An 18,750-nucleotide genomic window follows, 5' to 3' on the forward strand; every position below is an offset into this window, starting at 1 on the left:
TTTGTGTTTGATGTGCGAAGTGTAGTCGTCGACAACTAGGGCGCAATCGACGGCGCCCCCGGCTATGGGCTCAGACGCGGTGGCACGGCATGCGCGCCCCGTGTTTCGCGGAACCACAACGCCAGGCTTTCGTCTTCCAGCGCATAGGCGCCGCGCGATTCCTTCCAGATCAGGTTCTTGTCGCGCAGCGCGTCGAGTGCGGCCTGCACCGTGGCGGTGGAAAAATCACTGTGGCCCAGACGCGCGGCATACGCCTTCATCGACTCTTCCGAGAACGGCGAGTAGCCGCCCCCGTGTTCACCACGCTCGATCAACACCGCCAGCACGGCGCCCTGGATCTCGGTCAGTGCGCTGTAGTCGCTTTCGATTTCGCCCCAGATGCGGTCGCGGATGCCCTGTGCGCCGCGCTTGAGCAATTCGCCCAGATTGGCTGCCTCGCCCAGCTCCAGCGCGATCTCGCTGACGATGCCCTTGAGCATTTCCGGCCGGTGCCCAACCAGCTGGAAGGCGGCGAACATATCGTCTTCCTTGAACTGGTTGTTGGGCGCCAGGTGTTGATTCACCCACGCCGTGTACGCCGACACATACGGCCGCCCCAGCAGCGGGAAGTTGGTCACGCGCGAGCCGAAGAACGGCTGCGTGCGATTGAGCAGCAGATTGGCGAGCTTGTCGCGGTTCGACCCCGTGAAGACGAGGAACAGCCGCGGCTCTGCCACACCCTGGTTCATCTGATCGCGCGCCGCCTTGAGCGCGAACATGGCGTTGGTGCCGGCTTCGGTCGATAGCGCGTGCTGCGCCTCGTCGATGATCAGTACGACAGGCCGCTGGACTGCCTTGTAGAGCACATCCAGCGCATCGGCCAGCGTGATGCCCTCGGGTAGCCCGATCTTGCCGAGGTTGAAGGTGAAAGTCCGCAGCACGTCCACCTTCTCCATGCCGGCCTGCTTGGCCAGCTTGGCGATCGGCCCGTCGAACTGGGCGAGCTTCGATTTGATGGCATCGGCGATGAGCAGACCAGGGTCGCGGGCGCGGTCGGCCCACAAATCCACGTAGATGGCGATCCACTTGCGGCGCTCGACTTCGGGCACCAGGTCTTCGCGCAGGAACGTACTTTTGCCCGTGCGCCGTGGCGCTGCCAGAAACAGCCCGGAGCGCGCGTCGGCCAGGCCCTTGCCCTCCAGGCTGTCGCATAGCGTGTTGGCGAGGTCCTGGCGGTGGAAGTTGAAGCGGCCGGTATCGGTGTCGGAATCCATGGCAGTCCTGTTTTAGACTCGATTATGGAAGTCGGTATAAATTATAGTCGATTCAATAATTAGGGCTAATTCGACTAAGCTGCTAAGAAATCCTGCATTGCGCGACAGCTTGCCGCAGGCAAAATGTGAACTCTTGTGCAGCGCTATACTCGCGCAACTCTTCCGCCGCCCCATGCTCCATCGCCGCTGGCTCTTCCTCGTCTGGCTTGCGATCGTACTGAACGTACTGTCGCCGGTGCTTGCTTCTGCGCGCGCTGCGCAGGCAGGCACGCTCGACGTTGAGCTTTGCAGCGCAACCGCACCGCATGGCAGCACCGTGCAGATTGCCGTCGACCTGCAGGGCGATGGTGCTGCAGGCGATTCGGCGGCCCACCACGGCGTGGCGCACTGCCTGTATTGCCCGGGGTTTGCGGCCGGGTTTGCGTTGGCCTCGCTGCCGGCGCTGGATGTCCCTTCCGCCCATTTCGTCTATCGCGTGCGACAGCCGGCCAGCCCGGCACCGGTGTATGCGCGCAGTGCACTGCGCGTGGCCGAGAGTCGCGCGCCACCCGCTTCTCCGTTGTTGTCGATCTGACGCGCCTGCGGGGTGAACTCCGTGGCGCCTTTGCGTCTGGCCCCTGTTGTGGCCGGCGCCATCGCACTCCGGAGATCGTTCGAATGTCCTCGCCCAAGCGCGCCGTGGCTGCCATGCCAAGGCGCACGCTGGTGTGCCGTGCCGTGCTCGCGCTGGTTGCAGCGGCACCGCTGTCTGCCTTTGCCGCTGACGATGCGTCCGCCACCCAGGAACTCGCACCCACGGTGGTGCGCGCCAGCGCTACCCCCGCGCCGTTCGCCCGCAACACGCCGGCCGTCGTACAAACCGTAACGGCTGATCAGTTGGCCGACCGCAACGTCGTCACCACCGAAGACGCCGTCAAATACCAGCCCAACGTGATGGTGCGTCGCCGCTTCATTGGCGACCGCAACTCCATCTTCGCCGGCCGCGATTTCAACGAGATCCAGAGCGCGCGCGGCCTGCTGTACGCCGACGGCATCCTGCTCTCGAACCTGCTGGGCTCCAGCTACAGCTACCCGCCGCGCTGGTCGATGGTCGGGCCGGATGACTTGGCGCGCGTGGATATTTTGTACGGGCCGTTTTCGGCGCTGCTGCCGGGCAACTCGATGGGCACGACCATTTCGATGACGTTGCGCAAGCCGGAGAAATTCGAAGCCGCCGCGCAGACGCAGGTGATGAGCCAGCACTACAACGATGCGTACGGCTTCTCGCGCAATGTCACGGGCAACCACGAGAGCGCATCGCTGGGCAACCGCATCGGCAAGTTCTGGTATGCGCTGTCGGTGGATCGGCTGGAGAACGACAGCCAGCCGATGCAGTACGCCACGCCCAATTCGAAGCTCACGGCAGGTGGCACGCTGGTGCCGGTCACGGGTGCGCGGCAGGACCTCGGTCCCAACGGCTTGCCGCGCGTGATCCTCGGGCCGCAGATGCTCGAGCGCACGCAGCAGTTGCAAGAAACGCTGCGATTCGGCTACGTCTTCAGCGACAGCCTAGAAGCCTCGCTCACGCTTGGCCACTGGGAGAACCACTTCAACGATCAGGCGATCAGCTTTTTGCGTGATGCTGCTGGCAACGTGGTCACGGGCGGGAACGTGCTGATCAACGGTACGCCATACACGATCGCCCAGAACACCTTCGCCCCGCAAAACGGCGACCAGGAAAACTGGCTCTACGGCCTGGGCGTGAAAGGCAAGCTCGGCGGCTGGAAGATCGATACCAACGCCTCGGCCTACAACGTCACGCGCGACATCCTGCGTGCGTCCAACACCGCAGCCAACAATGGCCCCGGCACGGTGTTTTATGGCGACGGCACGGGGTGGTCGAACTTCGACATCAAGGCGACGTCGCCCACGGTGGTGGGCCATACCTTCACGACCGGCTATCACTACGACCAGTACCACCTGCGCAACCAGACGTTCAACGCGACCAACTGGTCGACGGAAACGCTGTCCACGCTGAAATCCAGCTACCAGGGCGATACGCAGACGCAGGCCGTCTTCCTGCAAGACGCCTGGGCCTTTGCGCCGCGCTGGCTGGCGACGCTGGGCCTGCGCTATGAGAACTGGCGCGCCTATAACGGCCAGCTCGGCAACGACAGTAGCACGTTTGGTTACGCCAGCCGTGCCGAAGACGCGTTCTCGCCCAAGGCGGCCATCCAATGGCAGGCCACGCAAGACACGCTGCTGCGTCTGTCGTACGGCCGTGCGGTGCGCTTCCCGACGGTGGCGGAGCTGTTTCAGGGCACGATCAGCGGCAACACTATCGTCAACAACGACCCCAACCTCAAGCCCGAGCGCGCCAATGACTTCGACTTCACCGTCGAACAGGCCGTGCCGTACGGCGTGCTGCGTACCAGCCTGTTTCAGAGCGACGTGCGCGACAGCATCTACACGCAGACCAACATCCTCGTGACGCCCAACGTGACGAACGTGCAGAACGTCGACCGCGTACGCACGCGCGGCATCGAACTGGCGTATTCGGGGCAAGACGTATTGCAAGGCGCGGGCGTGCGCGGCGTGGATGTCGAAGCCAATGTTGCCTTCACGCAATCGAAAACGCTGGCTGACGCGGCCAACCCCACCTACGTCGACAAGACCTGGCCGCGCATGCCGCGCGTGCGCGCCAACCTGTTTGCCAGCTGGCACGCCACGCCGGACTGGACGGTGGGCGCAGGGGTGCGCTATTCCGGCCGGCAATACGGCACGCTCGACAACACCGACGTGCTGCCCAACGTCTACGGTGGTACCAGCAGCTTCTTCACCGTGGATCTCAAAGCCAGCTACCGCGTCGACAAGCATTTCACGCTGGCGCTGGGCATCGACAACCTGACGGACCGCCGGTATTTCGTGTACCACCCGTACCCGTCGCGCACCTTCTATGGACAACTGAAATGGCGTCTGTAATGCACCCGATTTCTCGATTCGTTGTGGGTGCGTTGCTGGCCCTGGCGGTAACGGCTGGGCTCGCACACGAAGGTCATGACCACGGCGCGATGGCAGGCAAGACCGCAGCAGCCAAACCGCAACTCGCTACGACAGCCGCGTTCGACAAGGCGGGCCGCCTGTGGGTGACGTGGGCAGAAGGGCAGCACGTGGTGGTCGCTTCGTCTGATGACCTCGGCAAGACGCTCTCCAAACCGCAGCGCGTGAACCCGCAACCCGAGCCGATCTATACCGACGGCGAGAACCGCCCGAAAGTCATCGTCAGCCCCGACGGCGCGCTGTACATCAGTTGGTCCCGCCCGCTCGATGCGCCATACACGGGGTTCGTGCGCTTCTCGCGCTCACTCGACGGCGGCAAGACATGGAGCGCGCCGGTGACGGTCCACCACGACCGGCAGCCGATCACGCACCGCTTCGATTCGATTGCGGTCGACAGCGCCGGCCGCATCTTCGTCACGTGGATCGACAAGCGCGACCTGCTGCGCGCGCAGGCCGCCAAGCAGCCGTATGACGGCGCGGCGGTGTACTACACCGTGTCGACCGACCGTGGCGCCACCTTTGCACCCGAGCGCAAGGTCATCGACCAGACCTGCGAGTGTTGCCGCATTGCGCTGGCGCCTGACGCCGACGGCCACATGCTCGTACTGTGGCGCAACGTGTTTGCAGGGCAGATTCGCGATCACGCCTTGGCGACATTGCCGGTTGATAGCCAGCAAGTTGCCGTTACGCGGGCGACGTTCTCGGAATGGCGCGTTGATGCGTGTCCGCACCACGGGCCGGCGCTGGCCGTTACGGCCGATGGGGTGCGGCACATGGCGTGGTTCTCGGTCATGCACGACAAGCCCGGCTTGTTCTATAGCCGGCTCTCGGCCGACGGAAAGCCGATCGGCGGTGCTTGGGCTTTTGCAGGTTCCGCGCAGGCGGGAGCACAGGCCTCGCATCCCGCATTGCTGGCGGCCGATGGCGCGCTGTGGCTCGCGTGGAAGCAATTTGCCGATGACCGCATGCAGATCCTGCTGCGCAAGTCGACCGACGGCGGCGCGCACTGGACGGTGCCTGCGAGCGTGGCGAGTACCGATGGCGGTAACGATCATCCGCAACTGCTTGTGCGTGATGGCCACGTCTATCTGTCATGGCGTACGCAGGCGGAGGGCTATCGCTTGATTGACGTGACCGACGCCGTTCCGGCCAACGCAACCCTGGAGGCATCGCGATGAACCGTCGATGGAAATCGCTGGCGATGGGCGTGGCGTTGTCCGCCGCCGCCCTTGCTGTGCAGGCCGCTGGGGCGCTGCAATTCCAGCCGCTGCGCGCACGCGATGTGCCGGCGCTGCTGCAGACGCCGCAGGCGCGTCCGCTCATCGTTGAGGTCTGGTCGCTCGATTGCAGCTACTGCCGCGAGAACATCGCGCGCATTGCGCAATGGCGGCGCTCTGCCAAACAGAACGTGGATGTGGTGATGGTGTCGATGGACAGCCCGGACCAGGCGGACATGCTGAACCGCGCGCTGGCGCCGTTGGCCCGCGACAGCAAGATCGGCCTCGCACGCGTGCCGCAATACGCCAACGCCGAAGACATGCCGGAGCGCCTGCGCGCCGCGCTTGACCCCGGCTGGCAGGGCGAAATGCCGCGCACGATCATCCTGCGCCCGGATGGTAAGCGGCATGCGTCGAGCGGTCTGCTAACGCCGCAGGCCCTGGATGCCGCGCTCGCATACTAAGTTCTCTTAACCTAGCCGCACGAGGACTCTGGAATAATCGCCGCCCCAAATCTAACAACAGGGGAAGTGAAATGAGCGTTCTCAATAAGGTCGAAGGCGGCTATCTGCAATTGATGCGGATTTTGGTGCTGGCGTTGGCAACCGTGGTTCTGGTGGGTGTGGTGTTGCTGGTGGTGAGCGCCGTGAGCGATTACAACGCCAAGCCCAAGGCGGTGTCCGAGGCCATCAACATCAAGGCTTCCGCTTTCAAGCTGGATGACGAGAAGTCGAGCGCGGGCGATGAAGCCGCCAAGCCGTCCGCCGGCGCGGACAAGCATGAAGCCGCACTCGCTGCGGTCATCAGCAAGCATGGTAAGGCGCTGCTGGGTGCGTCGTTCCAGTTCGATCGGGCGGAAGTGCGTGAACTCGTGACCAACGCGTTGGACAACCCCGAGCAGGGCGATGCGTTCCTGAACGCGCAAACGGCGTATCTGGACCAGGTGCTCAGCCGCGCTGACGTGGCCAAGCAAGCCGGCACGGTCGAATCGTTCTACACGGTGGTCAACAAGGTGTTCTCGGATTACCAACTGGCGTATGCGGAAGAGCAGGCGCGCATTTCCAGCGAAAAGGACGCCGCCAAGATGGACGCCGACGGCAAGCGTTCGGGCGTCTATATCTCGCTGTACATGATTGCCGCGCTGTTCTCGGCCTTCATCATGCTGGTGATGCTGATCGTGCAGATCCGTATCGAGCGCAGCATCCGCGTGATGTCCGAAGCCAACGCTCGCGCGTAAGCCGCGTTAAGCGTGTTTCAGCCTGGATTTTTGCGAAATGGAAATGTGGGGTGTGTGTGCACCCCCCATCGTTGGGGTATGGCGGGGGGCAGGCCCTTTTTATAATGGCTTCGCTTTGTGAGTTCCGGCGCATTGCTCATTCACAAAGCACACCCGACCATCTTTCGTCGTCAAAGGCTGAAGATGTTAAGCCCGCCCGCCCCCCGGCCCGCGGGCTTTTTCTTTGCCCGGCCCACACTGCGAGGGGGCGGATGTATGTGGCGGCGGATTTTTCTGCGTCGTCCGATACTGCACTCAGGCCCACGGCCGCTGCGGCAAGCAGAATCGCCACACCGCGCGCGATGTAGAAAATCGTTTGCGCGCTGATCCACTCACGTTTGTTGGTTCCTGTTTCTGTAGCACGCACCGTGTGGCGCAGCGTCGCATCACGATGCCCACGCGGCGTGCGCATGCGGTGGGCGGGATGGGCCCGGGACATGTGGGTCATCGCGGTTCTCCTCATGCTCATGCGTGCGACCACGCGCGCCAGAACAGCAGCGCCGTCATCGAAAAGCCAAAGATGGAAATCAGCGCGCGCACCGTCGACACGGGCAAACGCTTGCCAACATGCGCCCCGACGTAGCCGCCCAACGCAGCGGCCACCAGCATCACCAAGGTCTGCGGCCACCAGACCATTTTCGCCAGCGCAAAACACAGTACGGCGACGAAGTTGGTGGCACCCACCAGCAACGTGCGCGAGGCATTCAGGGCTTTGATGTCGTCATGGCCCAACAGCGCCCACACGGCCATCATCATGATGCCGACCGCGCCGCCAAAATAGCCGCCGTAAACGGCGAGCACGCCCTGAGCGAGGAGCAGCGTTGATCGACCGATCCGAACGCGTTGGCGCAGCCAAGCCCCGGCTTGCCTGCCGAACGTAAACGCCAGCGACCCCACCAGCAGCAGCCACGGCACGATGAAGTCGAATGCGCGCGATGAGGTCGTCATCAGCAGCAGCGCGCCGAGCAGTCCGCCCGCCAGGCTCACCGCCACCATGGTGCGCATGGGCACCTGCTCGAACCCGCGATAGTCCGCTCGATAAGCCCACGCTGACGTGGCCGCACCGGGCAGCAGCGCTACGGTGCTCGATGCATTGGCATACACGGAGGGCACGCCCGCAAACATGAGCGCGGGCAAGGTGACAAACGAGCCGCCGCCGGCCAGCGCATTCATCGTGCCGGCGAGCAGGCCCGCGCCAAACAGCAGCGTGGCGGATTCCATTGGGGGCGGAGGTTGGGGTGTTGTATTGGAGGTGCCTCAGTTTCTGGTACTGGCGGTGCCCGCACAATCTGCGATAAATTGATGGAGCCTCAGGCTGGCACTGAGGCTCATGCTCCTATTGAGACCACCGTGCGCTTCGACCTGACCGACCTCCGGCTCTTCCTGTACACCGCTGAAGCCGGCAGCATCACTGCCGGGGCAGAGCGCGCGCATTTGACGCTGGCCTCCGCCAGTGCGCGTATCCGCGGCATGGAGGACACGCTGGGCGTACCGCTGCTCACGCGCAACCGGCGCGGCGTGGAGATGACCGCCGCAGGCCGCACGCTGGTCCACCACGCGCGCGTTGTGTTGCAGCAGATGGACCGCATGCGCGGCGAGCTGGGCGAATATGCGCGCGGCCTCAAGGGCTATGTGCGGCTGCTGTCCAACACCGCCGCCATGACCGAGTTCCTGCCCGAAGCCTTGAGCGCCTTTCTGGCGGCGCATCCCGAGGTCGACATCGACCTGGAAGAGCTGGTCAGCCATGAGATTGTCGAGGCGATTGCGCAGGGGCGGGCGGACATCGGCATCGTCAATGACGCGGTGGATCTGTCGGGGCTGCAGACGTTTCCATTCCGCCATGACCGCTTGGTATTGGTGACAGCGCGTGACCACCCGCTGGCCGAGCGGCGCGAACTGAGTTTCGTCGAAACCTTGCAGGAAGATTTCGTTGGCCTGACCGGTGACAACGCCTTGCAGGCTTACCTGGCCGGGCACGCCGCGCGCGCGGGCTACCGGCTCAAATACCGCGTACGGCTGCGCAGCTTTGACGCGGTCTGCCGCATGGTGGAGCGCAACGTGGGCGTGGGCGTCATCCCCGAGCACGCGGCGATCCGGCTGCAGCGTTCCATGGGCATCCGCCGGGTGCGCCTGACCGATGCCTGGGCGACCCGGCTGCTGCGTATTTGCGTACGCAGTTTCGATGATCTGCCAGCGTTTGCACGGCAATTGATCGAGCATTTGCGCGAGGCCTGACGCCACCGCCTGTCCGTCATTCGGAGGAGGCGTGCTGTTTGAACTCGCGCGGGCCAACCCGCCTCGGTACACTGCAAACAGTTGCGGTCGCCTCAGGACGGGGTGCTGCATCCACCTTCCGCTGATGGAGCGCATCATGGCGTCTGCCGGTGTTCCCCCGCGTGTTCCCCCGAAGGCTCCCCAGATCGGCCTGCTGCACGCCGCGCGTGCGCTGCGCATCTATCGGCGCCACGAGATCAACGCGCTTGCGTGGATCGCGCTGGGCGTCTGCCTGCGCAGTCCGGCGCCGATGGCAGCCATTAGCGTGGCGTTGCTGATCGTGTGCGCATGGTCGCTCACCCGGCATATCCAATATCTCAAGCCCCTGTATGAACTGCCCGTGTTCAGCCGCGTGCTGACGCATTGCGGCATGGCGTTTGCGGCCATCAGTGCGGCCTTGCTGGCGGTGGAATTGGCAACGGGGGCAGGCCGGGGCGCGTGGTTTGATGCGGACGGATGGCTGGCGATCGCCTGGCCGCACATCCTCCCGGACGTCTCTGGCACGGTCGAGTTGATGCTGGTGAGCGCCCAATGGGTGGCCGTGCTGGCCATCGTGGCGGCGGCCACGGCCTGGGCGTGGTTGAGTCTGGGTGGCGGCCGGTCGCTGCGTTTTCCGCCACGCTCCCAATGAGCGGCAGCCCGGGTGAACCCGGGTTGGTCTGGCGGAAGATTTCCTTCTATATAGATCCGTGGCAGGTGCGTTTTTCTAGCGCCCGGACGAGGCGCGTGCAATGCAATGACAGGAGACAGGCATGACATCGCTGGATGCCTTTCTGCGGTGCCGCGACTTTCTGCTCGCGCACCGTGAGGACTACGAGACCGCCGTGCGCGATTTCACATGGCCGGTGCTGGACCAGTTCAACTGGGCGCTCGACTATTTCGACACCATGGCGCGCGGCAACGACGCCGTCGCCCTGTGGGTGGTGGACGATCAGGGCAACGAGACGCGCCTGTCGTTCGCGCAGATGGCGGAGCGCTCGGCCCGCGTGGCCAACCACTTGCGGGCACTCGGCGTGCAGCGTGGCGATCGCATCCTGCTCATGCTCGGCAACGTGCCCGCGCTGTGGGATGTGATGCTCGCCAGCATCAAGACAGGCGCGGTCATCATCCCCGCCACCACGCTGCTCACGGCGGAAGACCTGCGCGAGCGCATTGCCATGGGGCAGGTGAGCCACGTGGTGGCGGGCGCAACCGATTGCGCCAAGCTCGATGCCGTATCGGGCACGTTCACGCGCATTGCAGTGGGTGCGGACAAAGCACCGCCGGGCTGGCACCGCTTTGAAGACGCCTACGCCGCGTCGCCTGAGTTCACGCCCGAGGCGCCCACGCAGGCGAGCGACCCGCTGCTGCTGTATTTCACCTCCGGCACCACGTCCAAGCCCAAGCTGGTGATGCATACGCATGCGAGCTACCCGGTGGGGCATCTATCCACGCTGTATTGGATCGGGCTGCGCCCGGGCGATGTGCACTGGAATATCAGTTCACCTGGCTGGGCCAAGCATGCGTGGAGCTGCTTCTTTGCGCCATGGAATGCCGGTGCCAGCGTCTTCATCTACAACTACGCGCGTTTTGAGCCCAAGGTCGCGCTGGACGTACTCTGCCGCGCCAAGGTGACCACGCTGTGCGCACCGCCCACCGTGTGGCGCATGCTGATCCAGGAGGACCTCGCCGCCTGGAAACCCGCCCTGCGCGAACTCGTCGGCGCTGGCGAACCACTTAACCCCGAGGTGATCGAGCGTGTGCGGGCCGCTTGGGGCATCACCATCCGAGACGGCTACGGCCAGACCGAAACCACCTGCCAGATCGGCAATAGCCCCGGCCAGCCGATCAAAGCCGGTTCGATGGGCCGACCGCTGCCGGGCTACCGCATTACGTTGCGCGACCCTGACGGCAACGAAACGGAAGAGGGCGAGATCTGCATCGAATTGAATTCACGCCCGACGGGGTTAATGGATGGCTATGCCGGCAACGCCGACAAAACCGCCGAAGCCATGCGCGGCGGCGTGTATCACACCTCCGATATTGCCGCGCGCGATGCCTCCGGCTACCTGACTTACGTCGGTCGTGCCGATGACGTGTTCAAGGCATCAGACTATCGCGTGAGCCCGTTTGAGCTGGAAAGCGTGCTGATCGAACACCCCGCCATCGCCGAGGCAGCTGTGGTGCCGAGCCCGGATCCGGTACGGCTGGCCGTGCCGAAAGCCTTTCTGGTGCTGCGCGCGGGCCACGAAGCCGGTCCGGCGCTGGCGCAAGACATCCTGCAGTTCTGCCGCAACCGATTGGCGTCGTACAAGCGCGTGCGGCGCATTGAATTTGCCGATTTGCCCAAGACCATCTCAGGCAAGATCAGGCGTGTTGAACTGCGTATGCGCGAAGCCGCGCGCAGCGAAAGCGCCCCGACCGTACGCAACGTGCAGGAGTACTGGGAAGAGGATTTCCCGGCTGATTGATCTGCGCTTGGCGCTTGGCATTTCACACCTCGCGCCGCGCGCATGGGCACCCGCGGAACGTGCGACCCCCCGACCGCACGTTCCGCTGCACCCGCGCTGGCAACTTCAGCGCGATGAACGTGGAACCAGGCGCAACTGGCGCGAACGGTCCAGATCGTAGGCCGGCACGCCGCCATGCGGCAGCGACGCACGCGAGGCGGCCAGGTCGCGGCCGCGCACGATCACGGGTGCCAGCGTGCCGGCACGGATCAAGTCCGATGCAGCCAATTCGATCCAGTCGCGGTAGCTGCGATAGACGTCTTCAGCGGTGGCTTTTTGATGTGCGCAATCGCACAGTGACAGGGCTTCGGACGTGACAAAACAGCTCACGACCTTGCCGTCGACGATGGCTTGGAAGAACAGGTCTCCTACAGACCTGAAAGTCTTGCCGGTGAACGAGATGTTCATGATGCTCCCCCCATTGATCAGGCGCGCCACGTGGCTGGCGTGCCCCACATGCCGCTTGCGCGGCGCATTTTGATCACATGCGGGAGCGTGTTTTCCGAATGGAGGGATGACGATGCCCCGGACCCTCAATCTTTCCGGATGCAATTTGACCCATGAAACTGGTCAGACAACCCCTCGGTGCCGCTAAGCGGTCTAATCAATTCGGTGTTATTCCAGCGGTTTGCTCTCGCGCTGCGACCTTCCCCGTACAAATCCTGCTTAATGTTTTTCTAGCTACCACAACCTGTGCAACAGAACGCCACCGGTACCCACCGCGACCGAAATCGCGCACAACCACCACAAAACAGCTGGCGTGCGGAGTGCTGACATGCGCGACGGAAGAAACAGGCGGCGCCGCGTTGGGATGGTTTGCCAATTCGCCGAATGTGCCGAATGGCGCTCCCAACTCCAGCGGGCAGAGATTCCCGCGCTTCCCCGTCTGATTGTTCCCATGGCTGGCTCCCGAAGCGAAGTTTGCTGCGTATTTACTTTTATTTAATTCTGGTTTTCTGTGTTTGCATTCTAGGACACTCTCGGCGGAGCGCTAGGTGGCCTTGGCATGATTTTTCTCGTCCATTTGGCTCATAAACGAGTGGTCTAGGACATATCGGGGGAGGGAATATGCGGAGCTTTTCCTAAGTGCCCGTGGAAAGGGATTATCCGATACGCAAACGCTTACGTTTTCAAAAGGAAAACGTGTGCCGTTGCAAGCTTGCTGCAAGGTGGTGCGGTTGTACTCCTGGCCCGCAAACGCTCGTGCGGTCATGCAGTCACAAGGTGGGAAAGCCGGCAGTGCTGCTGTAGAGTGCTGCCGGCCTTGATAGGCAGAGTAAGAGGCAGAACAAGCAGGATATCGATATGACGGAAGCAAGACGCGCCTGGACACATCAGGCGCTGGCAACGTGGGTACCGTGCGCGATGGCAGCGCTGAGTGCGGCGGGGCCGATGGTGGCGCACGCTCAGGAGCCTAGCCTGGCAACGCGGCGGGCGGCGGTGGAAGCGACGCTCGCACATGCCAGCAGTTGCCAGCGCCTGGGCGATTACTACTGGGAGATCGGCGACGCCCAGGGCGTGCTGATGCGCGGCCAACAGGGGCAGCGCGTGGGGGCCAACAAAACCGTGCGGTTGGCATCGGCTTCCAAGTGGGTGTTTGGCACGTATGTGGTGGAACGTGCGGGCGGCAAGCCCACGCCAGCCCAGATCGACGCGCTAACGATGCGCTCGGGCTATGACGCGCTCAACCCGCTGCTGTGCAATCGCAATGACACCGTGCAGAGCTGCTTCCAGCGCGGGCGCAACGCCACATTCACGCCGGGGCATGTCGGCCGATTCAGCTACAACGGTGGGCACGATCAGAAGCTGCTGATGGACTTCGGCCAAGGCGCCGCCGATGCCGCCACGCTCACCGAAGACCTGGAACGCGAACTTGCCCACGCCCCGGGTCTGCGCGATGCAGAGAAACCGCTGGGCATTCGTTACCTTGCACCGGAGCCGGGCGGCGGCATGATCGCCACCCCGGCGGCATATGGGCAATTCCTGCGCCGGCTGGTGCGGGGCGATTACCTGCTAGGCAAGATGCTCGGCCAGCATGCCGTCTGCACCGAGCCCGGCAGTTGCCCGACAGCCGTCAGCACGCCGGCTTCGCAGCCCTGGCATTACGCGCTCAACTATTGGATCGAAGATCAGCCCGGCGGCGATGGTGCCTATAGCTCGCCGGGCGCGTTCGGGTTCTATCCGTGGATTACCGCAGACAAACGCCACTACGGCATGCTCGTGCGCGAGACGCTGGGTGCGCGTGCCTACGTGCGCAGCGCAGCGTGCGGCGCGCTCATCCGCCGTGCGTTTGCAGAGGGCCGGCCGCAACGTCCGCCCGTGGAACGAGACTCGGCGGACGGCAACGATTGATCGGCCGGGCGGGCCATCACCTACCGTGTTTGAGGGTGGCGACGCCGTTGCGCAGCGCCGATGCGACCGGTGCCGCATGCGGCACGTAGATTGCGACGCTGAGGCCACCTTCACTCGTGGAGATGGCGTATGGCCCGGTACCCCCTGCATGGCAGTGAACGCACGATTCCGGAAGGCGCCCGCATTCTTGGCGATGCGCCACCCTCCGAGCAGCTCCAGGTGCTCGTCCAGCTTCGCCGGCCCAACGCCGCTGACCTGGATGCACGCCTTTCCGGGTTTGCACAATCCCGCGCCGCCGGCACGCCGCCACCCGCACCGCTGACGCGCGAACAATGGGCCGCGCAGTTTGGCGCCGCCGCTGACGACATCCACGCCGTACAAGCTTTTGCGCAGGACCGTGGTCTGCAGGTCACGCACGTGAACGGCGCGGCCGCGACCATCACGCTTGCGGGCTCCGTCGAGCAGTTCTGCCGCGCGTTCGACACGCACCTGCACCGCGTGGCGCATGGCGATTGCGAATACCGTGGTCGTTCTGGCCCGCTGCGTTTGCCGGACAGCTTGAAGGATGTGGTCGTGGCCGTGCTCGGGCTGGACTCGCGCCCGCAAGTGGAACCGCATTTCCGCTTTGTGCCCATGCCGCCATCGCCTGTGTCGATTCGCCCAGCGCGGGCCACGCCCGCGGCCTCGTACACGCCGGTGCAGCTCGCGCAGCTCTACGGTTTCCCGCAGGGGGATGGCGCTGGCCAGTGCATCGCATTGATCGAGCTCGGCGGTGGGTATCGCGAAGACGATCTGCGTGCGTACTTCCAGCAGGTTGGCGTGGCCATGCCGAAGATCGTCGACGTACCGGTCGGGCAGGGTGCCAACCGGCCCAGCGGAGACCCAAACGGCCCGGACGGCGAGGTCGTGCTCGACATCGAGGTGGCGGGTGCCGCCGCGCCTGGCGCCACGCTGGCGGTGTACTTTGCCACCAACACCGATGCCGGCTTCGTGCAGGCCATCAACGCGGCCATCCATGACACGACGCTGCGGCCATCGGTGGTCTCCATCAGTTGGGGCGCGCCCGAAAGCCGTTGGACGCCGCAAGCCATGCAGACCGTCAACGCCGCGCTGCAGAGCGCTGCCACGATGGGCATCACGGTGTGCGCCGCATCGGGTGACAACGGCTCAAGCGACGGCCAGCCCGATCGCGCAGACCACGTCGATTTTCCTGCCTCCAGCCCCTACGCCCTCGCGTGTGGCGGCACCAGCCTGCAGGCCAGCGGCAGCCGCATCGCCGAAGAAACCGTATGGAACGACGGCACGCAAGGCGGCGCGGGCGGGGGCGGGGTCAGCACCGTGTTTGCCGTGCCGGCCTGGCAGCAGGGCCTAGCCGCGCAGGAGACCAACGGTGCAAGCCTGCCCCTCACACAGCGTGGCGTGCCGGATGTCTCCGCCAATGCTGACCCGCTGACAGGCTATGTGGTGCGTGTGGATGGCGAGACCGGTGTGGTCGGCGGCACCAGCGCGGCCGCGCCGCTGTGGGCCGCGCTCGTTGCGCGCATCAACGCCATCAAGGGGCAGCCGGTGGGGTATCCGCACGCGCGGCTGTATCAGAACCCGGCCGCGTTCAACGATATCCGGCAGGGCGACAACGGCACCTTTGCGGCCGGCCCCGGGTGGGACGCTTGCACCGGCCTGGGCAGCCCGAAGGGCGACGCAATCGCCAAACTCTTTGAGTAGCGAGGCACGCATGACGACGACAGACCAACCGTTTTTCGACGCCACCGCCTATGGCAACGGGCCCGACGACAGCGTCACCGACACCAGCGAGGGCATGGCGATCACGCACCACACCGTGCACGTCGGTGGTCCAGGCGGGCGCGATATCGCCTACACCGCGCATGCCGGCCACCTCGTCACGGTGGACCCGAGCAGCTCGAAACCCGTGGCGAAGATGTTCCATGTGGCATTTCTGGCCGACGTGCCCGAAGGCGGTACACAGGCTCGCCCAGTGACGTTCTTCTATAACGGCGGCCCTGGGTCGTCTGCCGTGTTCGTGCTGCTGGGCTCGTTCGCGCCACGGCGCATCGTGACGTCGATGCCGTCGTTCACGCCGCCTGCGCCGTATCGCATGGAAGACAACCCCGATAGCCTGCTCGATCGCTCGGACCTCGTCTTCATCAACCCGGTCGGCACCGGTTATTCGACGGCTATTGCGCCCAAGCACAACCTCGATTTCTGGGGCGTGGATCAGGACGCGCGCAGCATCGCGCAGTTCATCAAGCGCTGGCTCACTGCCAACGATCGGTGGAATTCGCCCAAGTTTCTGTTCGGCGAGTCGTATGGCACGGCGCGTTCATGCGTGCTGTCGTACGTGCTGCATGAAGACGGGGTGGACTTGAACGGCATCACGCTGCAGTCGTCCATCCTCGACTACACGCAAGCCGGCAACCCGGTGGGGCTGTTGCCGACGTGTGCGGCCGATGCATGGTTTCACAAGCGCGCCACATCGCCCACGGGCGGTGCGCTGCCCGCCGATGTGGGTGACTTTGCAGAAGCCGCCGCCGTGTTTGCCAGCACCGACTATGAAAAGGCGCTCGCCAACCCCGCGCATGCCGATCCGGCGGTGTTGAAGACGCTGTCTGCGTACACCGGTATCGACGCGGCCACGCTGCAGGGCTGGCGACTGGATGTGGCGGCCGCCGATGGTGCAGGCACGTCGCTGTTCCTCACCACGTTGCTGGCCGACAAGGCTTTGTCGCTGGGCGCCTACGACGGCCGCGTTACGGGCATTCACACGGGCATTGCGGCCAGCGTCGACCCGAATTCCGGTGGCAACGACCCGACCATGACGGCGGTATCCGGCGTCTACACGGCCATGTGGAACACGTATCTGAATGACGATCTGAAGTACACGTCCAACTCTGCCTTCACGGATTTGAATGACCAGGCCTTCCGTCATTGGGATTTCCGCCACACCGACCCAACTGGCGCACAAAAGGGGCTCGATGCCAACGGCAACGTCGCCCTCTACACCGCCGGCGATCTGGCCGCCACGATGAGCCTCAACGTGGATCTGAAGGTGTTTTCCGCCAATGGCTATTACGACTTCGTCACGCCGTTCTATCAGACGATGCTCGACCTGAAGTCGATGCCGCTGCTGGATGCGGATGTGCGCAAGAACCTGTCGGCCGGGTTCTACCCGTCGGGGCACATGGTGTATCTGGATGGCGGGTCGCGTACGGCGTTGAAAGCCGATCTGGCCAAGCTCTACGACGCCGCCACGGCTGATCACCAGGCTGTCGCGCGCATCCGCACGCTGCAGGCGCGCAAGGCCTGAGCGGTGGATGCGGCGGTCGCCAGGCGATCAATAGCCGTGGTAATACGGGTGGTAGTGCGGGCGGTCGTAGTAGTAGCCGCCCGCCGGCACAACCACGCAGGCGCTGAGCGCGGAAGCCGCTGCTGCGGCAAGAATCAGTAGGGCGAGGGTGCGTTTCATGGTGCAGCTCCGGGGTTGTCGTTGGACCTGCATCGACTGTATGGAAACCCCTCGCAACCGCGCATTACCGTTTGTAAGAAAAACTCGGGCGCCCTGGCGAGCAAATGACGGTGCACGCTGTGTCCGCATGGGCGACACCTCTGCGGCGGTAACTTGCCGTTACCTTTGCGAACACACCGTGAAGCGACGCTCTCGTCGCGGCTTGTCTACGTGGCGCCACAATGTTGCACGAAATTGTCGATGGTGTATTGACAGAACGCAGAGATAAGCCGGAAATAGAGCAAACGGCAAACGTTGGGCACTCAAGTTCGAAGGCTTGGCGCCGATAGCCGTTCATAGAGACAGATGTCAGGGCGCGTTGAAGGATCAATGTAGCCCTGCGGGGACTACACGGTGCGCGCCTCCATTGGAGCTATAAGGTGCGCATCGGCAACACGTGTCGGGGGAACGCATCATGACGACTTTTCTGGAATCCACCATTGCCTGGGTTGTGCCTTGCCTGATCGCCACCGCGATCGTTGCGCCAGTCATGTGGCGCAAGTTGCGCACACGCCGCGCGCTCGAAGCCATCCACCACGCGCGCGAAAACCGCGACGAGTGATGCGTTGACCGACGATCGGCCACGCCGATCTTCCCAATCTGGAAAACAACAACGGGCGCCCGCAGCTACGCGGCGCCCGTTTGCTTTGGGGCCGATCTGTTTGATCAGGCAGCCACGGCTTGGCTGACCACGTCAGGCATGGCGGCGTGGGCGGCTGCCATGGCTTGCGTGCGGGCATCCGGGCCCATCGCCAGACCTTCGGCGCGCACGAACTGCACGTCGGTGATGCCGAGGAAACCGAACACGGTCTTCAGATAGGCTTCCTGGAAATCGACAGCGCCGGCCGGGCTGTTCGAATGGATGCCGCCGCGCGTGGAGGCGACGATGACCTTCTTGCCGCCAGCCAGGCCCACCGGGCCCTTTTCCGTGTACTTGAACGTGCGGCCGGCTTGCGCCACGCGGTCGATCCACGCCTTGAGTTGGCTCGGCACCGAGAAGTTGTACATCGGTGCGCCGACCACGATCACATCGCTGGCCAGCAATTCGCTGACGAGCGCTTCCGAACGGGCGTGCTCGGCGCGGGTGGCGTCGTCGAAGTCATCTGCGCCCGTGGCGCGGAATCCGGCGGCGATGGCGCCATCCAGATGGGGAATGGCTTCCACGGCCAAGTCACGGCGCACGATGGTGGCGCTGGGGTTGTCGCGGCGCAGTTCGTCGACGATGGCGGCGGTCAGGATGCGCGAGGCCGAGGCGTCACCGAGGATGCTCGAATCGATGTGAAGGATTTGCATGGTGTCTCTCCAGGAAAAGGTGGGTTGCTGGAAAGAT

18 protein-coding genes are annotated in these 18,750 nt (G+C 64.2%); 12 read left to right on the forward strand and 6 right to left on the reverse strand.

All coding sequences use genetic code 11. The features are described from left to right. Nucleotides 1-62 precede the first annotated feature (62 nt). Nucleotides 63-1,253: a hypothetical protein gene (locus tag ACN9M1_RS18155; RefSeq protein ID WP_426399955.1), complete on the reverse strand. Its 1,191-nt coding sequence runs from the start codon at nucleotides 1,251-1,253 to the stop codon at nucleotides 63-65. Nucleotides 1,254-1,425: 172 nt separating this feature from the next. Between ACN9M1_RS18155 and ACN9M1_RS18160 the strand changes: the two genes are divergently transcribed. The 5 genes from ACN9M1_RS18160 (at nucleotide 1,426) to ACN9M1_RS18180 (ending at nucleotide 6,746) form a co-directional block, all read left to right on the forward strand. Beyond that, the gene (locus ACN9M1_RS18160) at nucleotides 1,426-1,827 is read left to right on the forward strand and encodes a DUF2946 domain-containing protein (RefSeq protein WP_426399956.1); all 402 of its coding nucleotides are present in this window, start codon (nucleotides 1,426-1,428) and stop codon (nucleotides 1,825-1,827) included. 83 nt (nucleotides 1,828-1,910) lie between these two features. Then, the gene (locus tag ACN9M1_RS18165) at nucleotides 1,911-4,214 is read left to right on the forward strand and encodes a TonB-dependent receptor (protein WP_426399957.1); all 2,304 of its coding nucleotides are present in this window, start codon (nucleotides 1,911-1,913) and stop codon (nucleotides 4,212-4,214) included. Next, on the forward strand, nucleotides 4,214-5,470 hold the full coding sequence (locus tag ACN9M1_RS18170) for a sialidase family protein (protein WP_426399958.1): 1,257 nt from the start codon (nucleotides 4,214-4,216) through the stop codon (nucleotides 5,468-5,470). The genes ACN9M1_RS18165 and ACN9M1_RS18170 overlap by 1 nt, the downstream gene beginning before the upstream one ends. Beyond that, nucleotides 5,467-5,973: a redoxin domain-containing protein gene (locus ACN9M1_RS18175; protein WP_426399959.1), complete on the forward strand. Its 507-nt coding sequence runs from the start codon at nucleotides 5,467-5,469 to the stop codon at nucleotides 5,971-5,973. Before ACN9M1_RS18170 ends, ACN9M1_RS18175 begins: the two co-directional genes overlap by 4 nt. A gap of 71 nt (nucleotides 5,974-6,044) precedes the next feature. Next, nucleotides 6,045-6,746 carry a hypothetical protein gene (locus ACN9M1_RS18180; protein WP_426399960.1) on the forward strand — a complete coding sequence of 234 codons (702 nt, stop codon included), beginning with the start codon at nucleotides 6,045-6,047 and terminating at the stop codon, nucleotides 6,744-6,746. Nucleotides 6,747-6,882: 136 nt separating this feature from the next. On the opposite strand, the gene ACN9M1_RS18185 is transcribed toward ACN9M1_RS18180, so the two are convergent. Both ACN9M1_RS18185 and ACN9M1_RS18190 read right to left on the reverse strand, forming a co-directional pair. Next, entirely contained in the window at nucleotides 6,883-7,233 is a 351-nt protein-coding gene (locus ACN9M1_RS18185; protein ID WP_426399961.1) for a hypothetical protein, read from the reverse strand. Nucleotides 7,234-7,250: 17 nt separating this feature from the next. Further along, nucleotides 7,251-8,006: a sulfite exporter TauE/SafE family protein gene (locus tag ACN9M1_RS18190; protein ID WP_426399962.1), complete on the reverse strand. Its 756-nt coding sequence runs from the start codon at nucleotides 8,004-8,006 to the stop codon at nucleotides 7,251-7,253. Nucleotides 8,007-8,135: 129 nt separating this feature from the next. On the opposite strand from ACN9M1_RS18190, the gene ACN9M1_RS18195 reads away from it, so the two are divergent. The 3 genes from ACN9M1_RS18195 to ACN9M1_RS18205 all read left to right on the forward strand — a co-directional run bounded on the left by ACN9M1_RS18195 (nucleotide 8,136) and on the right by ACN9M1_RS18205 (nucleotide 11,509). Next, nucleotides 8,136-9,020, forward strand: coding sequence for a LysR substrate-binding domain-containing protein (locus tag ACN9M1_RS18195; protein ID WP_426399963.1), 885 nt, complete (start codon nucleotides 8,136-8,138; stop codon nucleotides 9,018-9,020). Between the two features lie 136 nt (nucleotides 9,021-9,156). Continuing rightward, nucleotides 9,157-9,690, forward strand: a complete 534-nt coding sequence (locus ACN9M1_RS18200) for a hypothetical protein (RefSeq protein WP_426399964.1) — start codon at nucleotides 9,157-9,159, stop codon at nucleotides 9,688-9,690. A gap of 121 nt (nucleotides 9,691-9,811) precedes the next feature. Beyond that, a complete protein-coding gene (locus ACN9M1_RS18205) occupies nucleotides 9,812-11,509 on the forward strand; it encodes an AMP-binding protein (protein ID WP_426399965.1) in 1,698 nt (565 codons plus the stop codon). Between the two features lie 105 nt (nucleotides 11,510-11,614). Here ACN9M1_RS18205 and ACN9M1_RS18210 read toward each other — a convergent pair whose 3' ends face one another. Beyond that, complete coding sequence (locus ACN9M1_RS18210) at nucleotides 11,615-11,956, reverse strand: DUF1488 family protein (protein WP_426399966.1); 342 nt, start codon at nucleotides 11,954-11,956, stop codon at nucleotides 11,615-11,617. Nucleotides 11,957-12,913: 957 nt separating this feature from the next. Here ACN9M1_RS18210 and ACN9M1_RS18215 point away from each other — a divergent pair. The 3 genes from ACN9M1_RS18215 to ACN9M1_RS18225 all read left to right on the forward strand — a co-directional run bounded on the left by ACN9M1_RS18215 (nucleotide 12,914) and on the right by ACN9M1_RS18225 (nucleotide 17,222). Beyond that, complete coding sequence (locus ACN9M1_RS18215; protein ID WP_426400758.1) at nucleotides 12,914-13,900, forward strand: hypothetical protein; 987 nt, start codon at nucleotides 12,914-12,916, stop codon at nucleotides 13,898-13,900. 129 nt (nucleotides 13,901-14,029) lie between these two features. Then, a complete protein-coding gene (locus tag ACN9M1_RS18220; RefSeq protein WP_426399967.1) occupies nucleotides 14,030-15,622 on the forward strand; it encodes a S53 family peptidase in 1,593 nt (530 codons plus the stop codon). Then, the gene (locus ACN9M1_RS18225; RefSeq protein ID WP_426400759.1) at nucleotides 15,516-17,222 is read left to right on the forward strand and encodes a S10 family peptidase; all 1,707 of its coding nucleotides are present in this window, start codon (nucleotides 15,516-15,518) and stop codon (nucleotides 17,220-17,222) included. Before ACN9M1_RS18220 ends, ACN9M1_RS18225 begins: the two co-directional genes overlap by 107 nt. A 27-nt stretch (nucleotides 17,223-17,249) precedes the next feature. On the opposite strand, the gene ACN9M1_RS18230 is transcribed toward ACN9M1_RS18225, so the two are convergent. Continuing rightward, the gene (locus ACN9M1_RS18230; protein WP_426399968.1) at nucleotides 17,250-17,381 is read right to left on the reverse strand and encodes a hypothetical protein; all 132 of its coding nucleotides are present in this window, start codon (nucleotides 17,379-17,381) and stop codon (nucleotides 17,250-17,252) included. A gap of 454 nt (nucleotides 17,382-17,835) precedes the next feature. On the opposite strand from ACN9M1_RS18230, the gene ACN9M1_RS18235 reads away from it, so the two are divergent. Continuing rightward, complete coding sequence (locus tag ACN9M1_RS18235) at nucleotides 17,836-17,982, forward strand: hypothetical protein (protein ID WP_426399969.1); 147 nt, start codon at nucleotides 17,836-17,838, stop codon at nucleotides 17,980-17,982. A gap of 104 nt (nucleotides 17,983-18,086) precedes the next feature. On the opposite strand, the gene ACN9M1_RS18240 is transcribed toward ACN9M1_RS18235, so the two are convergent. Further along, nucleotides 18,087-18,713 (reverse strand): FMN-dependent NADH-azoreductase, encoded by a 627-nt coding sequence (locus ACN9M1_RS18240; RefSeq protein ID WP_426399970.1) that lies wholly within the window; start codon nucleotides 18,711-18,713, stop codon nucleotides 18,087-18,089. Nucleotides 18,714-18,750: the final 37 nt, after the last annotated feature.

Origin of the sequence: Ralstonia sp. R-29 (assembly GCF_049913345.1) — a bacterium.
Classification (GTDB): Bacteria; Pseudomonadota; Gammaproteobacteria; order Burkholderiales; family Burkholderiaceae; genus Ralstonia.